Source organism: Serratia sp. LS-1 (assembly GCF_003719595.1).
Classification (GTDB): domain Bacteria; phylum Pseudomonadota; class Gammaproteobacteria; order Enterobacterales; family Enterobacteriaceae; genus Serratia; species Serratia ureilytica.
Map to the genome: position 1 here is coordinate 3,363,229 of NZ_CP033504.1, position 26,722 is coordinate 3,389,950.

General features: G+C 59.4%; 20 protein-coding genes, 1 tRNA gene and 2 rRNA genes. 16 read left to right on the forward strand and 7 right to left on the reverse strand.

Annotated features, from left to right (window positions below; all coding sequences use genetic code 11):
• Positions 1-287 precede the first annotated feature (287 nt).
• Together EDY99_RS16160 and EDY99_RS16165 are read left to right on the forward strand one after the other, a co-directional pair.
• On the forward strand, positions 288-1,880 hold the full coding sequence (locus EDY99_RS16160) for a sensor histidine kinase (protein ID WP_033644156.1): 1,593 nt from the start codon (positions 288-290) through the stop codon (positions 1,878-1,880).
• A 33-nt stretch (positions 1,881-1,913) separates the two neighbouring features.
• Positions 1,914-2,600 carry a response regulator gene (locus EDY99_RS16165; protein WP_033644157.1) on the forward strand — a complete coding sequence of 229 codons (687 nt, stop codon included), beginning with the start codon at positions 1,914-1,916 and terminating at the stop codon, positions 2,598-2,600.
• 16 nt (positions 2,601-2,616) lie between these two features.
• Here the strand turns inward: EDY99_RS16165 and EDY99_RS24660 are convergent, their stop codons facing one another.
• Positions 2,617-2,880 carry a hypothetical protein gene (locus tag EDY99_RS24660; protein WP_127897172.1) on the reverse strand — a complete coding sequence of 88 codons (264 nt, stop codon included), beginning with the start codon at positions 2,878-2,880 and terminating at the stop codon, positions 2,617-2,619.
• A 126-nt stretch (positions 2,881-3,006) separates the two neighbouring features.
• On the opposite strand from EDY99_RS24660, the gene proV reads away from it, so the two are divergent.
• The 3 genes from proV (at position 3,007) to proX (ending at position 6,379) form a co-directional block, all read left to right on the forward strand.
• Positions 3,007-4,209: a glycine betaine/L-proline ABC transporter ATP-binding protein ProV gene (gene proV / locus EDY99_RS16170; protein WP_042785248.1), complete on the forward strand. Its 1,203-nt coding sequence runs from the start codon at positions 3,007-3,009 to the stop codon at positions 4,207-4,209.
• Entirely contained in the window at positions 4,202-5,308 is a 1,107-nt protein-coding gene (gene proW, locus EDY99_RS16175; RefSeq protein WP_033644159.1) for a glycine betaine/L-proline ABC transporter permease ProW, read from the forward strand. The genes proV and proW overlap by 8 nt, the downstream gene beginning before the upstream one ends.
• 69 nt (positions 5,309-5,377) lie before the next feature.
• Entirely contained in the window at positions 5,378-6,379 is a 1,002-nt protein-coding gene (proX, locus tag EDY99_RS16180; protein ID WP_123061928.1) for a glycine betaine/L-proline ABC transporter substrate-binding protein ProX, read from the forward strand.
• A gap of 27 nt (positions 6,380-6,406) precedes the next feature.
• Here proX and EDY99_RS16185 read toward each other — a convergent pair whose 3' ends face one another.
• Entirely contained in the window at positions 6,407-7,285 is an 879-nt protein-coding gene (locus EDY99_RS16185) for a LysR family transcriptional regulator (protein ID WP_019455589.1), read from the reverse strand.
• 105 nt (positions 7,286-7,390) lie between these two features.
• Here EDY99_RS16185 and EDY99_RS16190 point away from each other — a divergent pair, with 105 nt between their 5' ends.
• From EDY99_RS16190 to emrB, 7 genes are all read left to right on the forward strand, one after another.
• Complete coding sequence (locus EDY99_RS16190) at positions 7,391-8,590, forward strand: MFS transporter (protein WP_033644162.1); 1,200 nt, start codon at positions 7,391-7,393, stop codon at positions 8,588-8,590.
• Positions 8,591-8,711: 121 nt separating this feature from the next.
• Entirely contained in the window at positions 8,712-9,458 is a 747-nt protein-coding gene (locus EDY99_RS16195) for an AzlC family ABC transporter permease (protein WP_033644163.1), read from the forward strand.
• Positions 9,448-9,795, forward strand: coding sequence for an L-valine transporter subunit YgaH (ygaH, locus tag EDY99_RS16200; protein ID WP_033644164.1), 348 nt, complete (start codon positions 9,448-9,450; stop codon positions 9,793-9,795). The genes EDY99_RS16195 and ygaH overlap by 11 nt, the downstream gene beginning before the upstream one ends.
• Positions 9,796-9,957: 162 nt before the next feature.
• Positions 9,958-10,476, forward strand: a complete 519-nt coding sequence (gene mprA, locus EDY99_RS16205; protein ID WP_004928879.1) for a transcriptional repressor MprA — start codon at positions 9,958-9,960, stop codon at positions 10,474-10,476.
• 28 nt (positions 10,477-10,504) lie between these two features.
• Entirely contained in the window at positions 10,505-11,956 is a 1,452-nt protein-coding gene (locus EDY99_RS16210) for an efflux transporter outer membrane subunit (RefSeq protein WP_033644165.1), read from the forward strand.
• Positions 11,957-11,979: 23 nt separating this feature from the next.
• Positions 11,980-13,152, forward strand: coding sequence for a multidrug efflux MFS transporter periplasmic adaptor subunit EmrA (emrA, locus tag EDY99_RS16215; RefSeq protein WP_016929855.1), 1,173 nt, complete (start codon positions 11,980-11,982; stop codon positions 13,150-13,152).
• A gap of 17 nt (positions 13,153-13,169) precedes the next feature.
• The gene (emrB, locus tag EDY99_RS16220; RefSeq protein WP_033644166.1) at positions 13,170-14,708 is read left to right on the forward strand and encodes a multidrug efflux MFS transporter permease subunit EmrB; all 1,539 of its coding nucleotides are present in this window, start codon (positions 13,170-13,172) and stop codon (positions 14,706-14,708) included.
• 60 nt (positions 14,709-14,768) lie between these two features.
• Here emrB and EDY99_RS16225 read toward each other — a convergent pair whose 3' ends face one another.
• Positions 14,769-15,857, reverse strand: a complete 1,089-nt coding sequence (locus EDY99_RS16225; protein ID WP_033644167.1) for a tRNA/rRNA methyltransferase — start codon at positions 15,855-15,857, stop codon at positions 14,769-14,771.
• Positions 15,858-16,064: 207 nt separating this feature from the next.
• On the opposite strand from EDY99_RS16225, the gene trxC reads away from it, so the two are divergent.
• The 4 genes from trxC to pssA all read left to right on the forward strand — a co-directional run bounded on the left by trxC (position 16,065) and on the right by pssA (position 21,493).
• Entirely contained in the window at positions 16,065-16,484 is a 420-nt protein-coding gene (gene trxC / locus EDY99_RS16230; protein ID WP_004928868.1) for a thioredoxin TrxC, read from the forward strand.
• 114 nt (positions 16,485-16,598) lie between these two features.
• Positions 16,599-17,288 (forward strand): tRNA-uridine aminocarboxypropyltransferase, encoded by a 690-nt coding sequence (locus tag EDY99_RS16235; protein WP_047573925.1) that lies wholly within the window; start codon positions 16,599-16,601, stop codon positions 17,286-17,288.
• A gap of 48 nt (positions 17,289-17,336) precedes the next feature.
• Positions 17,337-19,985 carry a bifunctional acetate--CoA ligase family protein/GNAT family N-acetyltransferase gene (locus EDY99_RS16240; protein ID WP_033644169.1) on the forward strand — a complete coding sequence of 883 codons (2,649 nt, stop codon included), beginning with the start codon at positions 17,337-17,339 and terminating at the stop codon, positions 19,983-19,985.
• A gap of 152 nt (positions 19,986-20,137) precedes the next feature.
• Positions 20,138-21,493, forward strand: a complete 1,356-nt coding sequence (gene pssA, locus EDY99_RS16245) for a CDP-diacylglycerol--serine O-phosphatidyltransferase (RefSeq protein WP_033644170.1) — start codon at positions 20,138-20,140, stop codon at positions 21,491-21,493.
• A gap of 36 nt (positions 21,494-21,529) precedes the next feature.
• Here the strand turns inward: pssA and EDY99_RS16250 are convergent, their stop codons facing one another.
• From EDY99_RS16250 to EDY99_RS16265, 4 genes are all read right to left on the reverse strand, one after another.
• Positions 21,530-22,840, reverse strand: a complete 1,311-nt coding sequence (locus tag EDY99_RS16250; protein ID WP_033644171.1) for an MFS family transporter — start codon at positions 22,838-22,840, stop codon at positions 21,530-21,532.
• A 439-nt stretch (positions 22,841-23,279) separates the two neighbouring features.
• Positions 23,280-23,395 (reverse strand): 5S ribosomal RNA (gene rrf / locus EDY99_RS16255).
• Positions 23,396-23,494: 99 nt separating this feature from the next.
• Positions 23,495-26,402: ribosomal RNA gene (locus EDY99_RS16260) — 23S ribosomal RNA — on the reverse strand.
• A gap of 239 nt (positions 26,403-26,641) precedes the next feature.
• A tRNA-Glu gene (locus EDY99_RS16265) sits at positions 26,642-26,717 on the reverse strand.
• Between the last annotated feature and the right edge of the window lie 5 nt (positions 26,718-26,722).

Genomic DNA, 26,722 nt, shown 5'->3' on the forward strand with positions numbered 1-26,722 from the left:
AGCGCACGGATTATCTGCTGTGATTATGTTCAAAATTAAAAAGGGTTTTTAATGGTGGTTATGGTTTCTATGGGGTTAATTAAGATTATGTAAAAATCAGCGTGGTTTTAATGGTGTTAATGCCGTTTTTATTTTAAAGCTTATCAACTTTATCGCAGACGAACAATTCTCGTCCGGTTCACTCTAATCCCGTGTGAGGGATCACAAGTTGATCGGGCGCAATATTACACACCCCGTATCTCGTGATAGGGTAAGGCTTCAGGATCTCTTTACGGTGAAGCTCCGCCATGCGCCTTAAACTCTCATTTCAAATCAAGCTGTTTCTGTGCCTGGTGGCCTTCTCCTGCCTGCTGCTGAGCTGCATCGGCGCCTACACCTATTACCAGCTGGATGCGCAGCTGCACCGCGATCTCGGCGCCCGCGCCCAGGTGCAGGCGCGTGAAATCGCCCTTATCCCTTCGTTGGTGGATGCCGTAGAAAAAAACGACGCCGCCAGGATCGCTGCGTTGATGAAAAAAATCCGCGCCAGCAGCGACGCCAGCTATATCGTCATCGGTGATAATCATGCCCGTCATCTCTATCATTCAGAATATGAGGGCCGCCTGGGCACGCCGATGATCGGCGGTGATAATAAAGAAGTATTGGAAGGAAAAAGCATTATTTCCATTCGCAAGGGCGGCATCGGCGTTTCATTACGCAGCAAGGCGCCGATTCTGGATGAAAATAATCACGTCATCGGCATCGTTTCCGTCGGCTATTTGAAATCGCATATCGATAATTTAAATGCCAGGACATTAACGCAAATTATCGGTTCCATCGTGCTGCTGCTGATCGCCCTGTTCGTTTTTTCCTGGCTGCTGTCGAAAAATCTCAAACGCCAAATGTTCTGGCTGGAGCCGAAAGAGATCGCGCTGCTGGTGCGCCAGCAAAAAGCGCTGCTGGAAGCCATCTATGAGGGCGTGATCGCCATCGATCCGCAGCTGCGGATCATCACCATCAACCATGCGGCGCGTGAGCTGTTGGATCTGCATCAGCCCGCCACCGGCCTGCTGGGCCGGCCGATCGGCGACGTGATCCAGGCCCAGCCGGACTTTTTCGCCGTCGCGCACTTGGAGCACGACACCCATGACGAGGTGTGCCGCTTCAACCACGTGCGGGTGATCGCCAGCCGGGTGCGCATCATGCAGGAGCAGGAGCTGCAAGGCTGGGTGATCAGCTTCCGCGACAAGAACGATATCAATACCCTGAGCAGCCAGCTCAGCCAGGTGAAACGCTATGCCGACAACCTGCGCATCATGCGCCACGAGCAGCTGAACTGGACCGCCACGCTGGCCGGGCTGCTGCATATGCAGCGCTACGACGAGGCCATCCGCTATGTGGAAGCCCAGTCGGAGGGGGCGCAGGAGATCCTCGATTTCATCTCGCAGCGCTTCAGTTCGGCGGCGCTGTGCGGGCTGCTGCTGGGCAAATACTCCAGCGCCAGAGAGAAAGGCATCGAACTGCGTTTCGATCCGGCCTGCCAGCTGCGTCAGATCCCGGCGGCGCTGAATGAGACCGAACTGATGTCGATCGTCGGCAACCTGCTGGATAATGCCGTGGAGGCGACGCTGCACTGCCCGGCTCCGCACGACGCGATCGAACTCTATATCAGCGACGGCAGCGACGAGCTGGTGATCGAGGTGGCGGATCGCGGCACCGGCATCGCCGAGGAGATTCGTGATACGCTGTTTGAACAGGGCGTCACCACCAAAGCGGATAAAAGCGACCACGGCATCGGCCTGCATCTGGTCGCCAGCCACGTGGCGCAGGCGCACGGCAGCATAGAAGTGTCGGACAACGAGCCGCACGGCGCGATATTCTCTATATTTATCCCTAAATAAAACCCATAACCCGATTTTTTTGAGCACCCGATTATGTCACACCAAACACTGGACGTTCTGATCGTGGAAGATGAGCCGCAACTGGCGACGCTGCACGCAGAGTTCATCGAGAAAAATTTCAACCTGCGGGTGGTGGCCTACGCCGCCACGCTGGCCGAAGCGCGGGCCAAAGCCAACGAGCATCAGCCGCGGCTGATCCTGCTGGACAACTTTCTGCCGGACGGCCAGGGCATTGAGCTGATGGAAGAACCGGCGGTAAAGAATCCCGCCTGTTCGGTGATTTTCATCACCGCCGCCAGCGACATGCATACCTGCAGCCAGGCGATCCGCAACGGCGCCTTCGACTACATCATCAAGCCGGTGTCTTACAAACGGCTGCGCAACTCGCTCGAGCGCTTCATGCAGTTCGTGCAGACCCAGCGCACCTTCAAAATCATCGATCAGGACAATGTCGATGCGCTGTACAACCTGCAGTCGAAGCAGTTCTCCAGCGAACCGAGCGCCAAAGGCATAGAAACCAACACGCTGGAGCTGGTGCAGGCGCTGTTTATCGCCCAGCCGGCGGTGGCGCATGCGGTGGAAGATGTGGTCGAACAGGTCGGCATCAGCAAAACCACCGCTCGCCGTTATCTGGAATATTGCGTCGCCACCCAGTTCGTGCGGGTGGAGATGCTGTACGGCAATATCGGCCATCCGCGCAGGCTGTATCGCAAGGCCTGAGGCTGCCATCTGGCTGTCATACTAAGGCGATAACATGACGCTCGACGATATCCCCCTCGATATCGGCACCTGTCGTTAAAACTGATGAAATACTGATGACTTTTGCCCGGCCTCTGGTCGGGTTTTTTATTATCCGAACGGCAGGCGCGGCGCCCAAATATCTCTCTGCGCCACACCGTATTATTTCCCCAAAAACCAAACCATTATGGCGAATAATGGCCGTCAATTTTGAGTCACGGGCCAAATTACCATAACTAATTAAAACCTTGATGTAAACCACTAATATCCTATTTAAATGACATTGAGGGTTGTCTCAGATATTCACTGTGTTAGGGTAAAAAGCTCTTTTATTTTGCTAAGGACAGCCCATAACGCTTTAATTAAACCAGAGGAAACAGCAAATTGCATGGCAATTAAACTCGAAGTAAAGAACCTGTATAAGATATTTGGCGAGCACCCGGAACGCGCATTCAAACTGCTGGATAAAGGTCTGACAAAAGATCGGCTGTTTGAAAAAACCGGCTTATCGCTCGGCGTAAAAGACGCCACTCTGGCCATTGAAGAAGGCGAGATATTTGTCATCATGGGGCTCTCCGGTTCCGGCAAGTCCACCCTGGTACGCCTTCTCAATCGTCTGATAGAACCCACCCGCGGTCAGGTGCTGATCGACGGTGAGGACATCGCCAAAATATCCGACACCGCGCTGCGCACCGTGCGGCGAAATAAGATCAGCATGGTATTTCAGTCATTCGCGCTAATGCCGCACATGAATGTTCTGAATAATACCGCCTTTGGCATGGAATTAGCCGGAATACCGCTGCAGGAACGCCAGGAAAAAGCGCTGGACGCCCTGCGTCAGGTCGGGCTGGAAAATTATGCGCTGTCTTATCCGGATGAATTATCCGGCGGCATGCGTCAGCGCGTGGGATTAGCCCGCGCGATGGCCAATAACCCGGATATATTATTGATGGACGAAGCCTTCTCGGCGCTCGATCCGTTAATTCGCACCGAAATGCAGGATGAGCTGGTGAAATTACAGGCTCAGCATCAGCGCACCATCGTGTTTATTTCCCACGATCTGGACGAAGCGATGCGCATTGGCGATCGCATCGCCATCATGCAGGGCGGCGAGGTGATCCAGGTCGGCACGCCGGACGAGATCCTCAATAATCCTGCCAACGACTACGTGCGCACCTTCTTCCGCGGCGTGGACATCAGTCATGTGTTCAGCGCCAAGGATATCGCCCAGCGGCGTCCGGTGACGCTGATCCGCAAAACCCCCGGTTTTGGCCCCCGCTCGGCGCTGCAGCTGCTGCGCGATGAGGACCGTGATTATGGTTATGTTGTTGAACGCGGGAAGAAATTTATCGGCGTGGTGTCGATAGAGTCGCTGAAAAAGGCGCTGTCCGCCAATCAAACGCTGGACGATGCCCTGCTTGAGGCCCCCGCCGCCGTGCCGGCCGACACGCCGCTCAGCGATCTGATCTCCCTGGTCGCCCAGGCGCCGTGCGCGGTGCCGGTAGTGGGCGAAGAACATAACTATCTCGGCATCATCTCCAAGGCCATGCTGTTGCAGGCGTTGGACAAGGAGGGCTCAGCCAATGAGTGATACCACGCAAACCCAAGATCCCTGGGCTACCGCACCGGCCGATGCCGGCGCTGCCCCCGCTCACGATGCCGCCGCCAACGCCGGCGACGCCTGGTCCAGCGCACCGCCGCCGGCCGCTCATGACGCCGCCGGGCAAGGCGCCGATTGGCTCAGCAGCGCCCCGGCGCAGCCTGAGCACTTCAGCCTGCTTGATCCGTTCCATAAGGCCTGGGTGCCGTTTGATTCCTGGGTCACGCAAGGCATCGACTGGCTGGTGCTGCACTTCCGCCCGCTGTTCCAGGGCATCCGCGTGCCGGTAGACGTGATCCTGAGCGGCTTCCAGCAATTGCTGTTGGGCATGCCGGCGCCGATCGCCATTCTGGTGTTCTCGCTGGTCGCCTGGCAGATCGCGGGCCTCGGCATGGGCGCCGCGACGCTGCTCTCTCTGGTCGCCATCGGCGCCATCGGCGCCTGGTCGCAGGCGATGGTTACGCTGGCGCTGGTGCTGACCGCGCTGTTCTTCTGCATCCTTATCGGCCTGCCGCTCGGCATCTGGCTGGCGCGCAGCAAGCATGCCGCCAAAGTGATTAGGCCGCTGCTCGACGCCATGCAAACCACCCCGGCCTTCGTCTATCTGGTGCCGATCGTCATGCTGTTCGGCATCGGCAACGTGCCGGGCGTGGTGGTGACCATTATCTTCGCGCTGCCGCCGATCGTGCGTCTGACCATTCTTGGCATCAAGCAGGTGCCGGAGGATCTGATCGAGGCCGCCGAATCCTTTGGCGCCAGCCCGCGCCAGCTGCTGTTCAAGGTGCAGCTGCCGCTGGCGATGCCGACCATCATGGCCGGCGTGAACCAGACGCTGATGTTGGCGCTGTCGATGGTCGTCATCGCCTCGATGATCGCCGTCGGCGGTCTGGGCCAGATGGTGCTGCGCGGCATCGGCCGGCTGGATATGGGCCTGGCCGCCATCGGCGGGGTCGGCATCGTGATCCTGGCGATCATTCTCGATCGCCTCACCCAATCGCTGGGGCGCGATCGCCGCAGCAAGGGCATCGGCCGCTGGTACCGTCGCGGCCCCATCGGGCTGTTTACCCGTCCATTTATCAAACAAGCCTGACGCTTTTCCCGCCGGCGGCTGCGGCCCCGGCGGGCCAGGGCACCACCACATCAAAAGAGGGGAAACACTATGCGCACCACGGGCATCTGGGCTCTCGCCCTGACGACACTGATTGGCTCACAGAGCGCCATCGCGGCGGATTTACCCGGCAAGGGAATAGCGGTACAGCCGGTGCAAAGCACCATTTCCGAAGAGACGTTCCAGACGCTGCTGGTCAGCAAGGCGCTGGAAAAACTGGGTTACGACGTGAAGGAACCGCGCGAAGTGGATTACAACGTCGCCTACACCTCCATCGCCTCCGGCGACGCCACCTTTATCGCGGTCAATTGGGATCCGCTGCACGCCGATCAGTACAAGGCCGCCGGCGGCGACGCCAAGTTCTACCGCGAAGGCGTCTACGTCAACGGCGCCGCGCAGGGCTACCTGATCGACAAGAAAACCGCCGAGCAGTACCACATCACCAACGTCGAACAGCTCAAGGATCCCAAGATCGCCAAGCTGTTCGACACCAACGGCGACGGCAAGGCCGATCTGACCGGCTGCACCCCGGGCTGGGGCTGCGAGGCGGTGATCAACCACCACATCAAGGCCTATGGCCTGAGCAATACCGTCGAACACAACCAGGGCAACTACGCGGCGATGATCGCCGACACCATCACCCGCTACAAAGAGGGCAAACCGGTGCTGTATTACACCTGGACGCCGTACTGGGTCAGCGATGTGATGGTGCCGGGCCGCGACGTGGTCTGGCTGCAGGTACCGTTCTCTTCCTTGCCGGGCGAGCAGAAGAACGTCGATACCAAGCTGCCTAACGGCGCCAACTACGGCTTCCCGGTCAACACCATGCGCATCGCCGCCAACAAGCAGTGGGCCGAAGCCAACCCGGCGGCCGCCAAGCTGTTCGCCACCATGAAGCTGCCGATCGCCGACATCAACGCGCAAAACCTGCGCATGCATGAAGGCCAGGCTTCGGAGGCCGACATCCAAAACCACGTCAACGGTTGGATCAAGGCGCATCAGGCGACCTTCGACGGCTGGGTGAAAACCGCCGCCGCAGCGGCGAAGCCGTAACCGAGCGGGGGCGCCTCTGCCGCGCCCCTACCCCGCCAGATCGATGCCGCTGAACTGTAAAAAACGGGCGGCGGCGTTCGACAAGGGCTGCGGCCAGATGCAATACACCTGGCGCCGCGGCCCGTCTTCAATCGGAATCGACACCAGCGCGCTTAAGCGTTGCGCGGTCGAGATCGGTACGATGCCCGCCGCCAACCCGCGCCGCACCAGATTCTCCAGCCATTCGATATGATCGATCTCAAAACTGACGTGCCGGCGGATGCCCGCCGCCAGGAAGGCGCGATCGGTTTGGCGCCGCGCGCCGGTGCCGCTGTAGAAATCCACCAGCGGCACTTCCGCCAGCGCCTGCAGGTTAACCCGCTCGCGGTTGGCCAGCGGGTGCTGCGGCGCCACCAGCGCCACCAGCGGCTCATCGGTCAACTGCCGGTGCGACATCGGCAGCAGATCGACATCGCCGGGCCAGATGCCGACGAACGCCATATCGCACTTCTGCTGACGCACATCCTCCAGCAGGGCTTCGCTCATGCCAACGTACAGGCGGATGTTCACCGCCGGATAGTGGCGATGAAACTTGTCGAGCTTTTCGGTCAGATCAATCGCGTTTATGGTTGAAATCGTGCCGATGGTCAGGGTGCCGGACACCGCATCGCCGGCGGCGGTCACCTCCTCCACCAGCGCCTGCTGCGCCGCCAACAGTCGCTGCGCCGAGGGTATGAAAGCCTGGCCGGCAGGGGTCAACCGCACCCGGCGCGAAGTGCGCTCAAACAGCGTACAGCCCAGCTCTTCTTCCAGTTTGGCGATCTGGTGGCTGAGCGCGGACTGCACCGTATGGCAGCGCTGCGCCGCCCGGGTGAAACTCTGTTCTTCCGCCACCGCCAGCGCATAGCGGATCTGTTTCAGGTTCATGGCATCTATCTTGAAATGAGATAAATCAAATGAAAATTATACATTGGTTTCCGCAGACGCGTTGCCGGATACTGCGCGCTATCTTCTTCCCGTGATGAAAAAAACATGAACCAACAAAACGCCCATCCGGGCCTCAGTCCGGCGCTGACCGTGCTGATTGCCATCGCAACCGGTCTGGCGGTCGCCAGCAACTATTACGCGCAACCGCTGCTGGAAACCATCGCCACCGGTTTCAACCTGTCGGTCAACCAGGCCGGCTTTATCGTCACCGCCGCGCAGCTCGGTTACGCCACCGGCCTGCTGCTGCTGGTGCCGCTCGGCGATATGTTCGAGCGCCGCGGGCTGATCGTGTTCATGACGCTGCTGGCCGCCGGCGGCATGCTGATCACCGCTACTTCCGCCACGCTGCCGATGATGATCCTCGGCACCGCGCTCACCGGGCTGTTCTCGGTGGTGGCGCAGATCCTGGTGCCGCTGGCCGCCACGCTGGCCCACCCGGAAAAGCGCGGCAAGACCGTCGGCATCATCATGAGCGGCCTGCTGCTCGGCATCCTGCTTGCGCGCACCGTCGCGGGCGCCTTGGCGTCGTTCGGCGGCTGGCGCACCATCTACTGGGTCGCCAGCGTGCTGATGATCCTGATGGCGCTGATCCTGTGGCGCGCGCTGCCGCGCTATAAGCAACACTCCGGGCTGAACTACCCGCAGCTGCTGGCCTCGATCTTCAGCCTGTTCTGCCGCACGCCGCTGCTGCGCACCCGCGCCATTCTCGGCGCGCTGTCGTTCGCCAACTTCAGCGTACTCTGGACCTCAATGGCCTTTCTGCTCGCCGCGCCGCCGTTCAACTATTCCGAAGGGGTGATCGGACTGTTCGGTCTGGTGGGCGCCGCCGGAGCGCTGGCCGCTTCGCGCGCCGGGCATCTGGCGGACAAAGGCAAGGCCGGGTTGACCACCACCGTCGGCCTGGTATTGCTGCTGCTGTCCTGGATACCTATCGCGCTGGCTAAACAATCGCTGTGGGCGCTGATCGCCGGCATCCTGATCCTCGATCTGGCGGTGCAGGCGGTACACGTCACCAACCAGAGCGTGATGTATCGCATCATGCCGGAGGCGCGCAACCGCCTGACCGCCGGCTACATGACCAGCTACTTTATCGGCGGCGCCCTCGGTTCGCTGCTCTCCGCGTCCGCCTATCAGCATGCCGGCTGGTACGGCGTAGCCGCCGTCGGAGGGGTGTTATGCCTGCTCAACCTGCTGACCTGGTGGCTCGGCAAGCATCACGATCCGCAGGGGCCGGCGGCAATCTGATTATCGTGCAAATAGTCACTAAAGAAATTTATTAGCGGTGCAGGGTATAAACATTACTTACTCTCTGGTAATGTTCTGGGCATAAACTATTGACGACCTATCTACCCTGCGACCCACAACCATGCAAAGCCAAGCTGCAGACAGCCTTACTCCGCCCGCCGTCAGCGCCACCTTCGCCAACGGCGTCGTCGACAGTTTGCCGATCGTCATCGGGTACGTGCCGGTGGCGTTCGCTTTCGGCCTCAGCGCCGTCAAACTGGGCTTTTCCCCGCTGGAAAGCATTTTCTTCTCCTGCATCATCTACGCCGGCGCCAGCCAGTTCGTGATCACCGCCCTGCTGAGCGCCGGCATGTCGCTGTGGGTCTCCGCGCTGACGGTAATGGCGATGGACGTGCGCCACCTGTTGTATGGCCCGGCGCTGCGTCACCGCATCGTCTCGCGCCTGTCGCCCGGCAAAACGGCGCTGTGGGCCTTTGGCCTGACCGATGAGGTCTTCGCCGCCGCCACCGCCAGGCTGATGCGCAATAACCGCAGCTGGAGCGAAAACTGGATGCTGGGCATCGCGCTCTGTTCCTGGCTCTCCTGGGTGGCCGGCACCGCGCTCGGCGCGCTGTTCGGCAACGGCCCGCTGGAGCAGTTCCCGGTGATCGAGGCCTCGCTCGCCTTCATGCTGCCGGCGCTGTTTCTCAGTTTCCTGCTGGCCGCCTTCCGGCGCCCGCAGAGCCTGACCATCGCCGCCGCGCTGGCCGGCGCGCTGCTCGGCGTGGTGCTGTTCTCCATTCCGGTCGCCATTTTGGCCGGCATCGGCGCCGGCTGCGCCGCCGCCCTGTTCCAACCCCCGCACGCGGAGGCCAGCCATGAACACTGATGTGCTGGTGATCGGCCTGGTGGTGGGTTGCGCCAACTACCTGTTCCGTTATCTGCCGCTGCGGCTGGCGCCGGCGCGCGCTCAGCCCGGCATCAAACGCGGCAAAGCCGCCCTGCTGCTCGACAGCATCGGCATCGCCTCCATCTGCGCCCTGCTGGTGGTCTCCAGCACGCCGGTGGTGATGCGCGAACCGGACAAGCTGCTGCCGACGTTAGCGGGGTTCGCCGCGCTGGCGCTGTGCTTCTACCGCAGTAAAAGCATCATTCTGTCGACGCTGCTCGGCGCGACGGCCTTTGGCGTCACATTAAAATTGTTAATGTTTTTCGGCCCTGGCTGACGCCGCCTCCGACCGTTTGGCTTCACACTGGCGTTTTCAGGCGTCACATCTTTACAAACACTGACAAATGACACGAATTGCTAAATTATCCGCACGGCTGAACATTTACATTATTTGTCACCGTCGTTACTATCTCGAACGAAATTAATGAGGCCCTAAATTATGGAAAGCTCGTTTGCCCCCATAGAACAAATGCTGAATTTCCGCGCCACGCGGCAGAAAGATTTCCCTTATCAGGAAATCCTGCTGACCCGTCTGTGCATGCACATGCAAGGCAAGCTGCTGGAAAATCGCAATAAGATGCTGAAAGCGCAGGGGATTAACGAAACACTGTTTATGGCGCTGATTACCCTGGATGCGCAGGAAAGCCACAGCATCCAACCTTCTGAGCTAAGCTCTGCCCTGGGCTCCTCGCGCACCAATGCGACCCGCATCGCCGACGAGCTGGAGAAGCGCGGCTGGATCGAGCGCCGGGAAAGCGACAACGATCGCCGCTGCCTGCATCTGCATCTGACGCCGCAGGGGGAAGAATTTCTAAGTCAACTGCTGCCGCCGCAGCACCAATGTCTGCATTTCCTGTGGTCCACGCTGACCGACGATGAGCAAAAACAGCTGGAACAGCTGACGCGCAAATTGCTGGCACGTCTGGATCAAATGGAAATCACAGAACAGTTACCCTAATTCACAATTTCTGTTCAGGTACCTACTTATGCGATCCCCATTTCACTGGAGATTCACCCCGCTGTTCGCCGTGTTGCTGCTGGCCGGGTGTGCTTCTACCGATAATATTGCCCCGCAATCCACGCTGATGGATCCGCAGAGCCTGCAGTTGGCTCAGCCGAAAGTCAGTTCGCTGGCCGTCAGCCCGCAGTGGTGGCGCGCCCTCAAGGATCCGCAGCTGGACGCCTTGATGACGCAGACGCTGCAAAGTTCGCCGACCCTGCGTCAGGCCGCCGCCCGCGTGCGCGAAGCGCAGAGCGTGGTAGGCGAAGCCAACGCCGCCAACGGGCCGAACCTGGATCTGAACGCCAGCACCCAACGTCAGCGCGTGCCGCAGAACGTCAATATGGGGCTGGGGTATCCGCATAAGCCGATCTATTCAAGCTCCAACTCGCTGGGGTTGAACCTGGCGTACGAGTTCGACTGGTGGGGCAAATACCGCAACCAGGTGAACGCCGCCAAGGCGCAAGTGAACGCAGCGCGCGCCGAGCAGGAACAGGCGGCGCTGACGCTGACCAGCTCGGTGGCGTCCGCCTATTATCAGCTGCAGAGCAATCTCGCGCTCGAGAAGCTGCTGCAGCAGGAAGTGAACAACAACGAGCGCCTGACCGCGCTGCGCCAACAGCGCTATCAGGCCGGCCTGACCGGCGTCGACGTGCCGCAACAAACCCAGGCGCAGTCCGACGTCGCCAAACAGCAGATTCTGCAGCTGCAGTCGCAAATCGAACAGCTCAGACACCAGCTCGCCGCGCTGGCGGGCCAGGGGCCGAACGCCATGCAGCACCTGCGTCAGGTGCCGCTACCTGCAGACAACCTGATGGCGCCGCAGGGCGAACTGACGGCGGATCTGCTGGGCAAACGCCCGGACATCGCCGCGCAACGCCAGCTGGTGGAGTCTTACAGCCAGCGCGTCAGCGCCGCGCGTAAAGAGTTTTACCCCAGCCTGACCATTTCAGCCTTCGCTGGCCTGATGACCACCAATACCAGTGGCACCAGCCCGAATCTGTTTGAAGCGGCCAGCCAGGCCTGGAACGTGATGCCGGCGATCTCGCTGCCGATCTTCCACGCCGGGGCCCTGCGCAGCAAGCTGGGCGAGGAATCCGCGCTGTATGACGAAGCGGTGGAATCCTACAACCAAACCATCCTGAATGCGGTACAGGAAACCGCCGACGCCATCACCATCCAGCAGAGCTCTGCACAACAGCAGCTGCAGGCGGCGTCCGCGGCCCAGTCGATGCAACAGGTGTATCAGGTCGCCAACGCCCGTTACCAGGCAGGGATTATCGGGCGCGACGATCTGTTGACCAGCCAGACGCAGCTATTGCAGCAGCAACAGGCGGAGTTGAATGCCAGCAGCAATTTACTGCAGGCGAAGATAGGACTGATCCGCGCGTTGGGCGGTGGCTATCAGGCCCCGGCCGCAGCGGATTCGAAAGCATAATAATATAAGGTTTGGAGAACACCATGAGCGCAAGCGCGGAAACCCAAAACCCGCAGCAGCCGAGCGGCAAAAAGAAGCAGCGCAAATTTTGGCTGCTGTTGCTGACGGTTATTTTCATTGTTATAGGGGTGGCTTATTTAGTGTATTGGTTCCTGGTGCTGCGTCATCACCAGGAAACCGACGACGCCTACGTCTCCGGCAACCAGGTGCAGATCATGGCCCAGGTGTCCGGCAGCGTGAACAGCGTCAACTTCGACAACACCGACTACGTCAAGCAGGGCGACGTGCTACTGACGCTCGATCCGACCGATGCCGAGCAGGCGTTTGAACGCGCCAAAACCGGCCTGGCCAACAGCGTGCGTCAGACCCACCAGCTGATCATCAACAGTAAGCAGTATCAGGCCAACATCGCCTTGCGCAAGACCGATCTGAGCAAGGCCGAGAACGATCTGAAACGTCGCGTGGTGCTGGGCAGCGTTGACGCCATCGGCCGCGAAGAGCTGCAACACGCTCGCGATGCGGTCGACAGCGCCAAAGCCGCGCTGGAAGTGGCGGTGCAGCAATACAACGCCAACCAGGCGATGGTGCTGAACACCCCGCTGGAACAGCAGCCGGCGATCCAGCAAGCCGCCGCGCAGATGCGCGACGCCTGGCTGGCGCTGCAGCGTACCAAAGTGATCAGCCCGATTACCGGCTATGTCTCGCGCCGCAGCGTGCAGGTCGGCGCGCAGATCGCCGCCGGTTCGCCGCTGATGGCGGTAGTGCCGGCCGATCACATCTGGGTTGACGCCAACTTCAAGGAAACGCAAATCGCCAATATGCGCATCGGCCAGCCGGCGACGGTGGTCAGCGACGTCTACGGCGACGACGTGGTGTATCAAGGCAAAGTGGTCGGTATCGACATGGGCACCGGCAGCGCCTTCTCGCTGCTGCCGGCCCAGAACGCCACCGGCAACTGGATCAAGGTGGTGCAACGTCTGCCGGTGCGTATTGAGCTCGACGCCAAGCAGGTGGCCGATCATCCGCTGCGCATCGGTCTTTCGACGCTGGTGACCGTCGACACCGCCAACCTGGACGGCCGCGTGCTGTCTGACGTGGTGCGCGACAAACCGCTGTATCAGAGCGACGCGCTGGCGTTGAATCTGGCGCCGGTTAACCAGCTGATCGCCGACGTGATCCATGCGAACGCCGGCTAAGCGCGCGGGAGGCCATCTTGCCACAGAAACCGCTTGAAGGCGCCCAGCTTGCCTGGATGACGGTCGCGCTCGCCATGGCGACCTTCATGCAGGTGCTGGACTCCACCATCGCCAACGTGGCGATCCCCACCATTGCCGGTAACCTCGGGTCTTCCAACTCGCAGGGCACCTGGGTGATCACCTCGTTCGGCGTGGCGAACGCCATCTCGATCCCGATCACCGGCTGGCTGGCGAAGCGCATCGGCGAAGTGCGGCTGTTCCTCTGGTCCACCGCGCTGTTCGTTCTCGCCTCCTGGCTGTGCGGCATCTCCAACAGCCTCGGCATGCTGATCTTCTTCCGCGTGATCCAGGGCGTGGTGGCCGGGCCGCTGATCCCGCTGTCGCAGAGCCTGTTGCTGAACAACTACCCGCCCGCCAAGCGAGCGATGGCCCTGGCGCTCTGGTCGATGACCGTGATCGTCGCGCCGATCTTCGGGCCAATTCTCGGCGGTTACATCAGCGACAACTACCACTGGGGTTGGATCTTCTTCATCAACATCCCGATCGGCGCCTTCGTTATCCTGGCGGCGATGGCGACGCTGAAGGGGCGAGAAACCAAAACCGAGATCAAGCCGATCGACACCGTCGGTCTGGTGCTGTTGATCGTCGGCATCGGTTCGCTGCAGGTGATGCTCGATCAGGGCAAGGAGCTGGACTGGTTCAACTCGACCGAGATCATCACCCTGACCGTCGTGGCGGTCGTGGCGCTGCTGTTCCTGGTGGTCTGGGAACTGACGGACGATCATCCGGTGGTGGATTTGTCGCTGTTCAAGTCGCGCAACTTTACCATCGGCTGTCTGTGCATCAGCCTGGCGTACATGCTGTATTTTGGCGCCATCGTTCTGCTGCCGCAGCTGCTGCAAGAGGTGTACGGCTATACCGCCACTTGGGCGGGGCTGGCGTCGGCGCCGGTCGGGCTGATCCCGGTGCTGCTGTCGCCGATCATCGGTAAGTTCGGCAACCGGCTCGACATGCGCAAGCTGGTGACTTTCAGCTTCATCATGTATGCCGTGTGCTTCTACTGGCGCGCCTATACGTTTGAACCGGGCATGGACTTCGGCGCTTCGGCCTGGCCGCAGTTCGTTCAAGGTTTCGCCATCGCCTGCTTCTTCATGCCGTTGACCACCATCACGCTGTCCGGCCTGCCGCCGGAACGCATGGCGGCGGCATCGAGCCTGTCGAACTTTACGCGAACCCTGGCGGGGTCGATCGGCACCTCTATCACCACCACCCTGTGGACGCAGCGCGAATCGCAGCATCACGCGCAGCTGACGGAGTTCGTCAACCCGTACAATCCGCAGTCGCAGGAGATGTACCGGCAGCTCGAGCAGCTCGGCATGAGCAAGCAGCAGGCGTCGGCCTACATCGCCAACGAGATCACGGCACAGGGGCTGATCATCTCCGCCAACGAGATTTTCTGGCTGTCGGCCGGGGTATTCCTGGTGCTGCTGGCGCTGGTGTGGGTAGCGAAACCGCCATTCAGCTCCGGCGGCGGCGGGGGCGGCGGCGCTCACTAAGCTTCAATAAACGAAACGGGCGCCCTGAGGCGCCCGTTTTTTTATCCGACGTAGAACAGATTACGCCTGATTCTGACGCCACCAGTCCGCCAGCAGAATGCCGGTCGCCACGGAAACGTTCAGGCTTTCTACCTTGCCGGTGCCGCCGATAGACACGTTCATATCGCCCTGCTGCCAGGCGCTATCGCTGAGGCCGTCGCGCTCCTGGCCAAGCACCAGCACCATCTTGGCCGGCAGCTTGGCCTGCGCCAGCGCGGTGCCTTTGTGGCTGGAGGTGGTGACGATGGTGTAACCCGCCTTGCGGAAGGTATCCAGCACCGACAGGAAATCATCGGCGTTGATCGCCTTGATGTGCTCCGCACCGCCTTCTGCGGTACGCACCGCCGCGCCGGATTCCAGCAACGCCGGATCCTGCAGCAGCACGCCGTTGACGCCGAAGTGGGCGCACGAACGGACGATGGCGCCCAGGTTATGCGGGTTGCCGACTTCTTCCAGCGCCAATACGCAGTCGGTCGCCGGCGCAGTTTTCAGGTAGGTCTGCGCATCCAGGCCCTGACGCTTTTTGATCAGGAAGCAGACGCCGCCGTGGTGCTCGGTGCCGGAAGCCTTGGCCAGCTCTTCCTCATCCACCACGTGGTAGGCTTTGCGGTTAGCCGCCATCCAGCGCAGCGCTTCACGGAAGCGCGGCGTGACCGACTGCACGAACCAGGCGCGCACGATCGCTTCCGGGCGGCTGGCGAACAGCGCCTGACAGGCGTTCTCACCGTAAACGCGGGTTTCTTCCGCGCGCTGGCGGCGCAGCTGTTCCGGATCGATAAAGCTTTTGCCGCTGATGCCGCCGTGATCGAACGCCGGCTCTTCACTCGGCGCGCGCGACACGGTTCTCCACGGCGACTCGTTGCCGCCGCGATCTTCAGAGCGCGCCGGACGGCGAGGACGATCGCTTTCACTGCGGCGGGAATCGGCTCCGCGACGGTCATTGCCGCCGCGCGCCTTGTCTTGACCGGTGCGGCCCGAGCGCGCACCGTCAGCCGGACGGCCTTTGCCGGCCGGACGTTTATTCTTGTTGCGGTCGTCGCCGTTGTCGTCGTCGCTGCGGACGTACATCACTTTGACCTTACCGTTCTTGCCACTAAATGAATCGTTCATTGTCTTCTCCACCAACGCGCAGGGCGCGAAGATTACCTGATGTTGGTGCATGAAGCCACCAACTTGCGCTAAAAGCTCCCAACTATCACATCCATTGAACAAACCTCATTGTTCATGCGCCGGGTTTTGCCGATAATCGTCAGCATTAAAGAAACATCTCCGCAACCGCGTTGCGGGGACCATGCTTTCTCAGTACCCGAGGTCAACATGAATACAGTTTGTGCAGCTTGCAATGCCACCAACCGTGTGCCGGAAGAACGTCTGGCGGACAACGCGAAATGCGGCCGCTGCGGCCATGAGCTCTTCGACGGTGAAGTGATCAACGCCACCGCCGCCACGCTGGACCAGTTGCTGCAGGACGATCTGCCGGTCGTGGTCGATTTTTGGGCGCCGTGGTGCGGCCCGTGCCGCAGCTTTGCGCCGATCTTTGAAGACGTGGCCGAAGAGCGCGCCGGCAAAGTGCGCTTCGTGAAAGTGAACACCGAAGCCGAGCCGGAACTGAGCGCACGTTTCCGCATCCGCAGCATCCCGACCATCATGGTGTTCCGTCAGGGCAAGATGGTCGACATGCTCAACGGCGCGATGCCGAAGGCGCCGTTTGACAACTGGCTCAACGAGTTAGTGTGATTCGGCAAGTATAGGCCGTATCCCGCCATCGCGCGCGAACGCGCCCCGATCGAGCCCGCCCCTCCCGGCGGGCTTTTTTCTGCGTTACAATAACGGTTTTTCCCCAGGATCGTTATGACCGACAACGCCGTACTTCGCCTGCGCCAATTCCGTTTAGACCGCGCCACCCGCCCCTTTCTGGCGCGCGGTTGCCGGGTGGCGCGTTGTCAGGGGTGCCTGCTGCCGCATAAGAACTGCCTGTGCGACACCATTCGCCCGCAGCAGGCCGGCAGCCGTTTCTGCCTGATCATGTTCGGCGCAGAGCCGCTCAAGCCCAGCAACACCGGGCGCCTGATCGCCGATATCCTGCCGGACACCCAGGCGTTCCTCTGGTCGCGTACCGAGGTCGATCCCGCCCTGCTGGCGGCCATCAACGATCCGACACGGCAGCCTTACGTGGTGTTCCCCGCGTCCTACGCCGACGCCGAGCGGCCGGTGTTCAGCGAACTGCCCGTCGGCGGCAAACCGCCGCTGTTCATCATGCTGGACGGCACCTGGGCGGAAGCGCGCAAAATGTTCCGTAAAAGCCCGTATCTCAATCAATTCCCGGTGTTTTCACTCAACGTCGACGCCGCATCGGCCTACCAGCTGCGCGAAGCCAGCCGCGCCGAGCAACACTGCACGGCGGAAGTGGCCGCCGCCCTGCTGCAACAGGCGGGCGATATGCCGGCCGCCGACGGATTGAATCAGCATTTCCGCTATTTCCGTCAACAGTATCTGGCGGGAAAACCGACCCGACCGGAGGCACCGGTCACAGCAATGTAGCCATAAAGCGCCTAAAATCAGGCGTAACGTTGCCAAAAGGAGCCGTGCATGAGCCAGCGAGGGTTAGAAGCGCTACTACGTCCCAAATCGATCGCCGTGCTGGGCGCTTCGCAGCAGCCGGGCCGCGCCGGCAACCTGATGATGAGCAACCTGCTGGCCGGCGGTTTCGGCGGGCCCATCTTGCCGGTGACGCCGCGCTACAAGGCGGTATGCGGCGTCATGGCCTATCCCGACGTCGCCAGCCTGCCGCTGACGCCGGATCTGGCGATCATCTGCACCCACGCCAGCCGTAATCTGGCACTGATTGAAGCGCTGGGCCAACGCGGCTGCAAAACCGCCATCGTGCTCTCTTCGCCGCCGGAACAGTTCGCCGAGCTCAAAGCCTGCGCGCAGCGTTACGCCATGCGGCTGCTGGGCCCCAACAGTCTGGGGCTGCTGGCGCCGTGGCAAGGCATCAACGCCAGCTTCTCGCCGGTGCCGATCCAAAAGGGCAAGCTGGCGTTTATCTCGCAGTCCGCCGCCGTCGCCAACACCATTCTCGACTGGGCGCAGCAGCGCGAAGTCGGCTTCTCCTATTTCATCGCGCTGGGCGACAGCCTGGATATCGACGTCGACGACCTGCTCGACTTTTTGGCGCGCGACAGCAAGACCAGCGCCATCCTACTGTATCTGGAAAACATCAGCGACGCGCGGCGCTTTCTCTCCGCCTCGCGTAGCGCCTCGCGCAACAAGCCCATTCTGGTGATCAAAAGCGGCCGCAGCCAACAGGCGCAATTACTGCTCAACAGCCAACTGGGCCTGGACGCCGCCTATGACGCCGCCATCCAGCGCGCCGGCCTGCTGCGCGTCCAGGATACCCATGAGCTGTTCTCGGCGGTGGAAACCCTCAGCCATATGCATCCGCTGCGCGGCGAACGGTTGATGATCGTCAGCAACGGGGCGGCGCCGGCGGCGATGGCCTTGGACGAACTGCTCGGCCGCAACGGCAAGCTGGCGACGCTGAGCGAGGAGAGCCTGGCGACGCTGAGCGACGCGCTGCCGGACTTCATTCGCGCCGGCAACCCGCTCGACCTGCGCGACGACGCCACGCCGCAGCGTTATCTGGCGGCTCTCGAAGCGCTGCTCGACAGCCACGACTATGACGCGCTGCTGCTGATCCACGCGCCGAGCGCGGCTGCGCCCGGCACCGCCACGGCGCAGCGGCTGATCGACGCGCTGCATCGTCATGCGCGCGGCAAGCGCATCACGCTGCTGACCAACTGGTGCGGCGAATACTCTTCGCAAGAGGCACGCCGGCTGTTTACCGAGGCCGCCATTCCGACTTACCGCACGCCGGAAGGCGCGGTCACCGCTTTTATGCATATGGTGGAATACCGCCGCAACCAGAAGCAGCTGAAGGAGACGCCCGCGCTGCCGGTCGGCCTGACCGCCAATACCGCCGATGCCCACCGCCTGATCCATCAGGCGCTGGCCGAAGGCGCCACCCAGTTGGATACCCACGAGGTGCAATCCATTCTGCAGGCCTACGATCTGAGCACCCTGCCGACCTGGATCGCCGAAGACAGCGCCGAAGCGGTGCACATCGCCGAGCAGATCGGCTACCCGGTGGCGCTGAAGCTGCGCTCGCCGGATATCCCGCACAAATCGGAAGTTCAGGGCGTGATGCTTTACCTGCGCACCGCGACCGAAGTGCAACGCGCGGCGGAGGCGATCCTCGACCGCGTGAAGCGTACCTATCCTCAGGCGCGCATCCACGGCTTGCTGGTGCAGAGCATGGCCAACCGCGCCGGCGCCCAGGAGCTGCGCATCGCCGTGGAGCAGGATGCCATTTTCGGCCCGTTGATCATGCTGGGTGAAGGCGGCGTAGAGTGGCGCCAGGAAAATCAGGTCGCGGTCGCGCTGCCGCCGTTGAATATGGCGCTGGCGCGTTATCTGGTGCTGCAGGCGGTGAAAGGCGGCAAGATCCGCGGGCGCAGCGCACTGCGGCCTTTAGATATCCCCGGGCTGAGCCGCTTGCTGGTGCAGGTTTCCAACCTGATCCTTGACTGCCCTGAGATCGCCCGGCTGGATATTCACCCGGTGCTGGCTTCCGGCAGCGAGTTCACCCTGCTGGACGTTTCGATGCAGCTCGCACCGTTCAGCGGCGATCCGCAGGCGCGGCTGGCGATTCGGCCTTATCCGCATGAGCTGGAAGAGACCATCGCGCTGAAAGACGGCAGCCAATGCCTGTTCCGCCCTATCCTGCCGGAAGACGAGCCGGCGCTGAAGCATTTCATCGACCGGGTGACCAAGGAAGACCTCTATTATCGCTACTTCAGCGAGATCAACGAGTTTACCCATGACGATTTGGCCAACATGACGCAGATCGACTACGATCGGGAAATGGCCTTTGTGGCGGTGCGGGCAGATGAGATTATCGGCGTGACCCGCGCGCTGTCCGATCCGGACAACACCGACGCCGAATTCGCCGTGCTGGTACGTTCCGACCTGAAAGGCGTGGGGCTCGGCCGCCAGCTGCTGGAGAAAATGATCGCCTATGCGCGCGCGCATGGCCTGACCCGCCTGAGCGGTATCACCATGCCGAATAACCGCGGCATGATCGCGCTGGCGCAGCGGTTGGGCTTTGGCATCGAGGTGCAGCTTGAGGACGGCATCGTCAATCTGACGCTGCCGCTGCAGGCCGACGACGCGCAGTGACCTGCGTCGCAATGCGCTACGAATCCACCACTTAACGCCAAAACATACGCACAATCGAGGCAACTAATGGTATTATCGCCCGATTATTCGGTTTATTGTTTTTAAGTCTGTGGCGTTCCGGCCATCAATCATGAGAGAAGAAGCGCACTGTGATGTTGTCAAAATTTAAACGTAGCAAACATCAACAACACCTTGCACAACTGCCCAAACTCCCCCAGACGGTTGCTGATGTTCGTACTCTGTACGCGCCGTCCGACTTTCGCGCCACGCTGCTGGATTCCATCGCCAACGCCACCCAACGTATCTATCTGGTGGCTCTGTATCTGGAGCATGACGACGCCGGGCGTGAGATCCTCAACGCGCTGTATCAAGCCAAACAGCGGCGGCCCGAGCTGGAAATCTGCGTGCTGGTCGACTGGCACCGCGCACAGCGCGGGCGCATCGGCGCCGCCGCCGCCAATACCAACGCCGACTGGTACTGCGCCATGGCCAGCCAGCATCCGGAACAGTCGGTGCCGATCTACGGCGTACCGGTCAATACTCGCGAAGCACTGGGCGTATTGCATCTGAAAGGTTTTGTGGTCGACGATACCGTTATCTACAGCGGCGCCAGCATCAACGACGTCTATCTGCATCAGCATGAGAAATACCGTTACGATCGCTACCAGTTGATCACCAACGGCGTGCTGGCCGATACCCTGATCGATTACATCAAGCAGCATCTGCTCACCGCCGGCGCCGTACAACGCCTGGATCGCAGCGATCGGCCGAAAAGCCCGGAGATCAAAAACGAAACCCGTCTGTTCCGTTTCGCCCTGCGCCGCGCCGGTTACCACTTCCGCGGCAAGGCCGGCAACGATGAGCTGGCGGTGACGCCGATGGTTGGGCTAGGCAAACAAAGCGTGCTGAATAAAACCATTCATCACCTGATGTCATGCACCGACCAGAAACTGACGCTGTGCACTCCCTATTTCAACCTGCCGGCGCTGCTGGTGCGCAACATCATTTATCTGCTGCGACAGGGCAAGCAGGTGGAAATCATCGTCGGCGATAAAACCGCCAACGATTTCTATATTCCGGAAGACCAGCCGTTCAAAATCATCGGCGCGCTGCCCTACCTGTATGAGATCAACCTGCGCCGCTTCCTGAGCCGGTTGCAGCGTTACATCGACACCGGCCAACTGATCGTGCGTTTGTGGAAGGATGGCGATAACAGCTATCACCTGAAAGGCATGTGGGTAGACGAAGAGTGGCAGCTGATTACCGGCAATAACCTCAACCCGCGCGCCTGGCGGCTGGATCTGGAAAACGCCATTCTGATCCACGATCCCAAGCAAGAGCTGCGCGAGCAACGGCAGAAAGAGCTGGAATGCATCCGTACTCATACCACTGTAGTCGGCCATTATCAGGAACTGCAAAGCATTCAGCAGTATCCGATCAAGGTGCGTAAGCTGATTCGGCGTCTGCGCCGTATCCGTATCGATCGGCTGATCAGCCGTATCCTGTAAGCGGTATGCTGACCCCGGCCAAGGCCGGGGTTTTTATTACAGCTGTATCTCCTTGCCTTTGCGATGCAACCGGAGCGAGACCAGCAGCGCCAGCAGGCACATGCCGGAGACATACCAGAAGAAAGCGTTCTCCACGCCAAACGATTTAAGCGACAGCGCGACATATTCCGCCGAGCCGCCGAACATGGCGTTCGCCACCGCATAAGACAAGCCCACCCCTAAAGCACGTACCTCCGGCGGGAACATTTCGGCTTTAAGCAGCCCGCTGATCGCGGTGTAAAAACTGATGATGAACAGCGCCAGCACGATCAGGCCAAACGCCATATAAGGATTACTCACCTCTTTCAGAGCGAACAGGATCGGCACCGTCAACACCGTGGCAAAGGCCGAGAAGATCAACATCGAGCTGCGACGGCCGATTTTGTCCGAAAACGCGCCTACCGCAGGCTGCAGCAGCATAAAGACGAACAGCGCGACGGTCATGATGGCGCTGGCCAGCTTGGCGTCCATACCGGCGGTATTCACCAGATATTTCTGCATGTAGGTGGTGAAGGTGTAGAAGGTCAGCGAACCGGCGGCGGTAAAGCCCAGCACCATCAGGAACGCCTTGCGATTTTTCCACAGGCCCGTCAGCGAACCGGCATCTTTGTGGTTACGCGTCTTCGCATCGGAGGTTTCATTCAGCGAACGGCGCAGGTACAGCGCAACTACCGCCAACACGGCCCCCAGGGCAAACGGAATGCGCCATCCCCAGGCTTTCAGCTCTTCGGCGGGCAATATCTGCTGCAGGATCACCAGGACCAGCAACGCCAACAGTTGCCCGCCGATCAGCGTCACGTACTGGAACGAGGCGTAAAAGCCGCGTCGCCCCTTGATCGCCACCTCGCTCATATAGGTCGCGCTGGTGCCGTATTCTCCCCCTACCGACAGCCCCTGGAACAGGCGGGCGATCAGCAGCAACGCCGGCGCCCAGCTGCCGATCGATTCATACGTCGGCAGGCAGGCGATCACCAGCGATCCGGCGCACATCATGCAGACTGAAAGCAGCATGGAGTTTTTTCGGCCATGCTTGTCGGCAATATAGCCGAACAGCCAACCGCCGATAGGTCGCATAAAGAAGCCGGCGGCGAAAACACCAGCGGTTTGCAGCAGCTGCGTGGTGCTGTTGCCCGCTGGAAAGAACGAGGCGGCAAAATAAATGGAACAGAAGGAGTAAACGTAAAAATCAAACCACTCCACCAGATTGCCTGATGAAGCCCCGACGATAGCGAAAATGCGTTTCTTGTTATCCAGCGCCCCCTGTTCGACGCCGTGCTCATCCCCAAGAGCCGATGTTGTTTCTGTCATGATGTATTCTCCGAGCCATAACAATGATGAAATTTGGCTTCCTGCCGCCCTGGTTGTTACTTTATTGTTATTTATAAGTTAACAGCCAAACTTAATAGCGGACGAAGAATATCTGACATTCAGAGAAACAATGCGTTGGTTTTGTGATGAATATTAAACAGTACGATGAAAGCTGAAGCGGATTACAACGGGGATTTTCCATTTTACGCACAGCAAAAATCCCTGAACGTCAGTTCAGGGCTTTCGGCTTTATTTGATGCCTGGCAGTGTCCTACACAATTCGTCTCATCCTGAGACTCTCCCCTCCGGGGCCGCCGCACGCGGCGTTAAGGCCCGTTCCCGACGGGCCTTTCGCATGCCCATGCTCGAGCAGAACGCCAGATAACAGACAAAACAAAAAGCCCCATGCTTTCGCATGAGGCTTTTTGCTTTGTTTGATGCCTGGCAGTGTCCTACTCTCGCATGGGGAGACCCCACACTACCATCGGCGCTACGGCGTTTCACTTCTGAGTTCGGCATGGGGTCAGGTGGGACCACCGCGCTATTGCCGCCAGGCAAATTCTGTTTCATTCCAACCGCTTCACTTCCATGAAGCCATCAGAACCAATCTTGGAACGTCGCTGAAAATCTCTCTAAAAACACCTTCGGTGTTGTAAGGTTAAGCCTCACGGATCATTAGTACTGGTTAGCTCAATGCATCGCTGCACTTACACACCCAGCCTATCAACGTCTTAGTCTTAAACGTTCCTTCAGGGGCCTTRAAGGCCCAGGGAAGACTCATCTTGAGGCAAGTTTCGCGCTTAGATGCTTTCAGCGCTTATCTTTTCCGCACTTAGCTACCGGGCAATGCCATTGGCATGACAACCCGAACACCAGTGGTGCGTTCACTCCGGTCCTCTCGTACTAGGAGCAACCCCTCTCAATCTTCCAACGCCCACGGCAGATAGGGACCGAACTGTCTCACGACGTTCTAAACCCAGCTCGCGTACCACTTTAAATGGCGAACAGCCATACCCTTGGGACCTACTTCAGCCCCAGGATGTGATGAGCCGACATCGAGGTGCCAAACACCGCCGTCGATATGAACTCTTGGGCGGTATCAGCCTGTTATCCCCGGAGTACCTTTTATCCGTTGAGCGATGGCCCTTCCATTCAGAACCACCGGATCACTAAGACCTACTTTCGTACCTGCTCGAGCCGTCACTCTCGCAGTCAAGCTAGCTTATGCCTTTGCACTAACCTCACGATGTCCGACCGTGATTAGCTAACCTTCGTGCTCCTCCGTTACTCTTTGGGAGGAGACCGCCCCAGTCAAACTACCCACCAGACACTGTCCTCACCCCAGATTATGGGGCCGAGTTAGAACATCAAACATTAAAGGGTGGTATTTCAAGGATGGCTCCACGCAGACTGGCGTCCACGCTTCAAAGCCTCCCACCTATCCTACACATCAAGGCTCAATGTTCAGTGTCAAGCTATAGTAAAGGTTCACGGGGTCTTTCCGTCTTGCCGCGGGTACACTGCATCTTCACAGCGAGTTCAATTTCACTGAGTCTCGGGTGGAGACAGCCTGGCCATCATTACGCCATTCGTGCAGGTCGGAACTTACCCGACAAGGAATTTCGCTACCTTAGGACCGTTATAGTTACGGCCGCCGTTTACTGGGGCTTCGATCAAGAGCTTCGCCTTGCGGCTGACCCCATCAATTAACCTTCCAGCACCGGGCAGGCGTCACACCGTATACGTCCACTTTCGTGTTTGCACAGTGCTGTGTTTTTATTAAACAGTTGCAGCCAGCTGGTATCTTCGACTGGCTTCAGCTCCATCCGCAAGGGACTTCACCTACATGCCAGCGTGCCTTCTCCCGAAGTTACGGCACCATTTTGCCTAGTTCCTTCACCCGAGTTCTCTCAAGCGCCTTGGTATTCTCTACCTGACCACCTGTGTCGGTTTGGGGTACGATTTAATGTTACCTGGAGCTTAGAGGATTTTCCTGGAAGCAGGGCATCAACTACTTCTGCACCGTAGTGCATCGTCATCACGCCTCAGGGTTAGTATGCAACCGGATTTACCAGGTCACACCCCCTACACGCTTAAACCGGGACAACCGTCGCCCGGCCAGCCTAGCCTTCTCCGTCCCCCCTTCGCAGTAACACCAAGTACAGGAATATTAACCTGTTTCCCATCGACTACGCTTTTCAGCCTCGCCTTAGGGGTCGACTCACCCTGCCCCGATTAACGTTGGACAGGAACCCTTGGTCTTCCGGCGAGCGGGCTTTTCACCCGCTTTATCGTTACTTATGTCAGCATTCGCACTTCTGATACCTCCAGCAACCCTCACAGGCCACCTTCAACGGCTTACAGAACGCTCCCCTACCCAACAACGCCTAAGCGTCGCTGCCGCAGCTTCGGTGCATGGTTTAGCCCCGTTACATCTTCCGCGCAGGCCGACTCGACCAGTGAGCTATTACGCTTTCTTTAAATGATGGCTGCTTCTAAGCCAACATCCTGGCTGTCTATGCCTTCCCACATCGTTTCCCACTTAACCATGACTTTGGGACCTTAGCTGGCGGTCTGGGTTGTTTCCCTCTTCACGACGGACGTTAGCACCCGCCGTGTGTCTCCCGTGATAACATTCTTCGGTATTCGGAGTTTGCATCGGTTTGGTAAGCCGGGATGGCCCCCTAGCCGAAACAGTGCTCTACCCCCGAAGATGAGTTCACGAGGCGCTACCTAAATAGCTTTCGGGGAGAACCAGCTATCTCCCGGTTTGATTGGCCTTTCACCCCCAGCCACAAGTCATCCGCTAATTTTTCAACATTAGTCGGTTCGGTCCTCCAGTTAGTGTTACCCAACCTTCAACCTGCCCATGGCTAGATCACCGGGTTTCGGGTCTATACCTTGCAACTAGTCGCCCAGTTAAGACTCGGTTTCCCTACGGCTCCCCTATACGGTTAACCTTGCTACAAAATATAAGTCGCTGACCCATTATACAAAAGGTACGCAGTCACACCACGAAGGTGCTCCCACTGCTTGTACGTACACGGTTTCAGGTTCTATTTCACTCCCCTCGCCGGGGTTCTTTTCGCCTTTCCCTCACGGTACTGGTTCACTATCGGTCAGTCAGGAGTATTTAGCCTTGGAGGATGGTCCCCCCATATTCAGACAGGATGTCACGTGTCCCGCCCTACTCATCGAACTCACGACCTGTGCATTTTAGTGTACGGGGCTATCACCCTTTGCTGCGCGACTTTCCAGACGCTTCCACTAACACACAAGCCGATTCAGGTTCTGGGCTCCTCCCCGTTCGCTCGCCGCTACTGGGGGAATCTCGGTTGATTTCTTTTCCTCGGGGTACTTAGATGTTTCAGTTCCCCCGGTTCGCCTCATGCCACTATGTATTCATGACATGATAGTGTGTCGAAACACACTGGGTTTCCCCATTCGGGTATCGCCGGTTATAACGGTTCATATCACCTTACCGACGCTTTTCGCAGATTAGCACGCCCTTCATCGCCTCTGACTGCCTAGGCATCCACCGTGTACGCTTAGTCACTTAACCTCACAACCCGAAGATGTTTCCATCGTTCGCGCTGCAAACATTTGAGAGACTCTATGACAGGTTACTCTTCATCCCAATACATCTACGGAGGGATAAATTTCAGCCGTCATGTTTCAATTTTCAGCTTGTTCCAGATTGTTAAAGAGCAATATCTTAAACATGACTCGGAAGTCATCTTTAAGATATGGTGTATCGTCAGATACTTGAGACCGCCGCTTTCACCGGGTGGGTCGGAAGCTTGGCGTCCCCTAGGGGATTCGAACCCCTGTTACCGCCGTGAAAGGGCGGTGTCCTAGGCCTCTAGACGAAGGGGACACGAC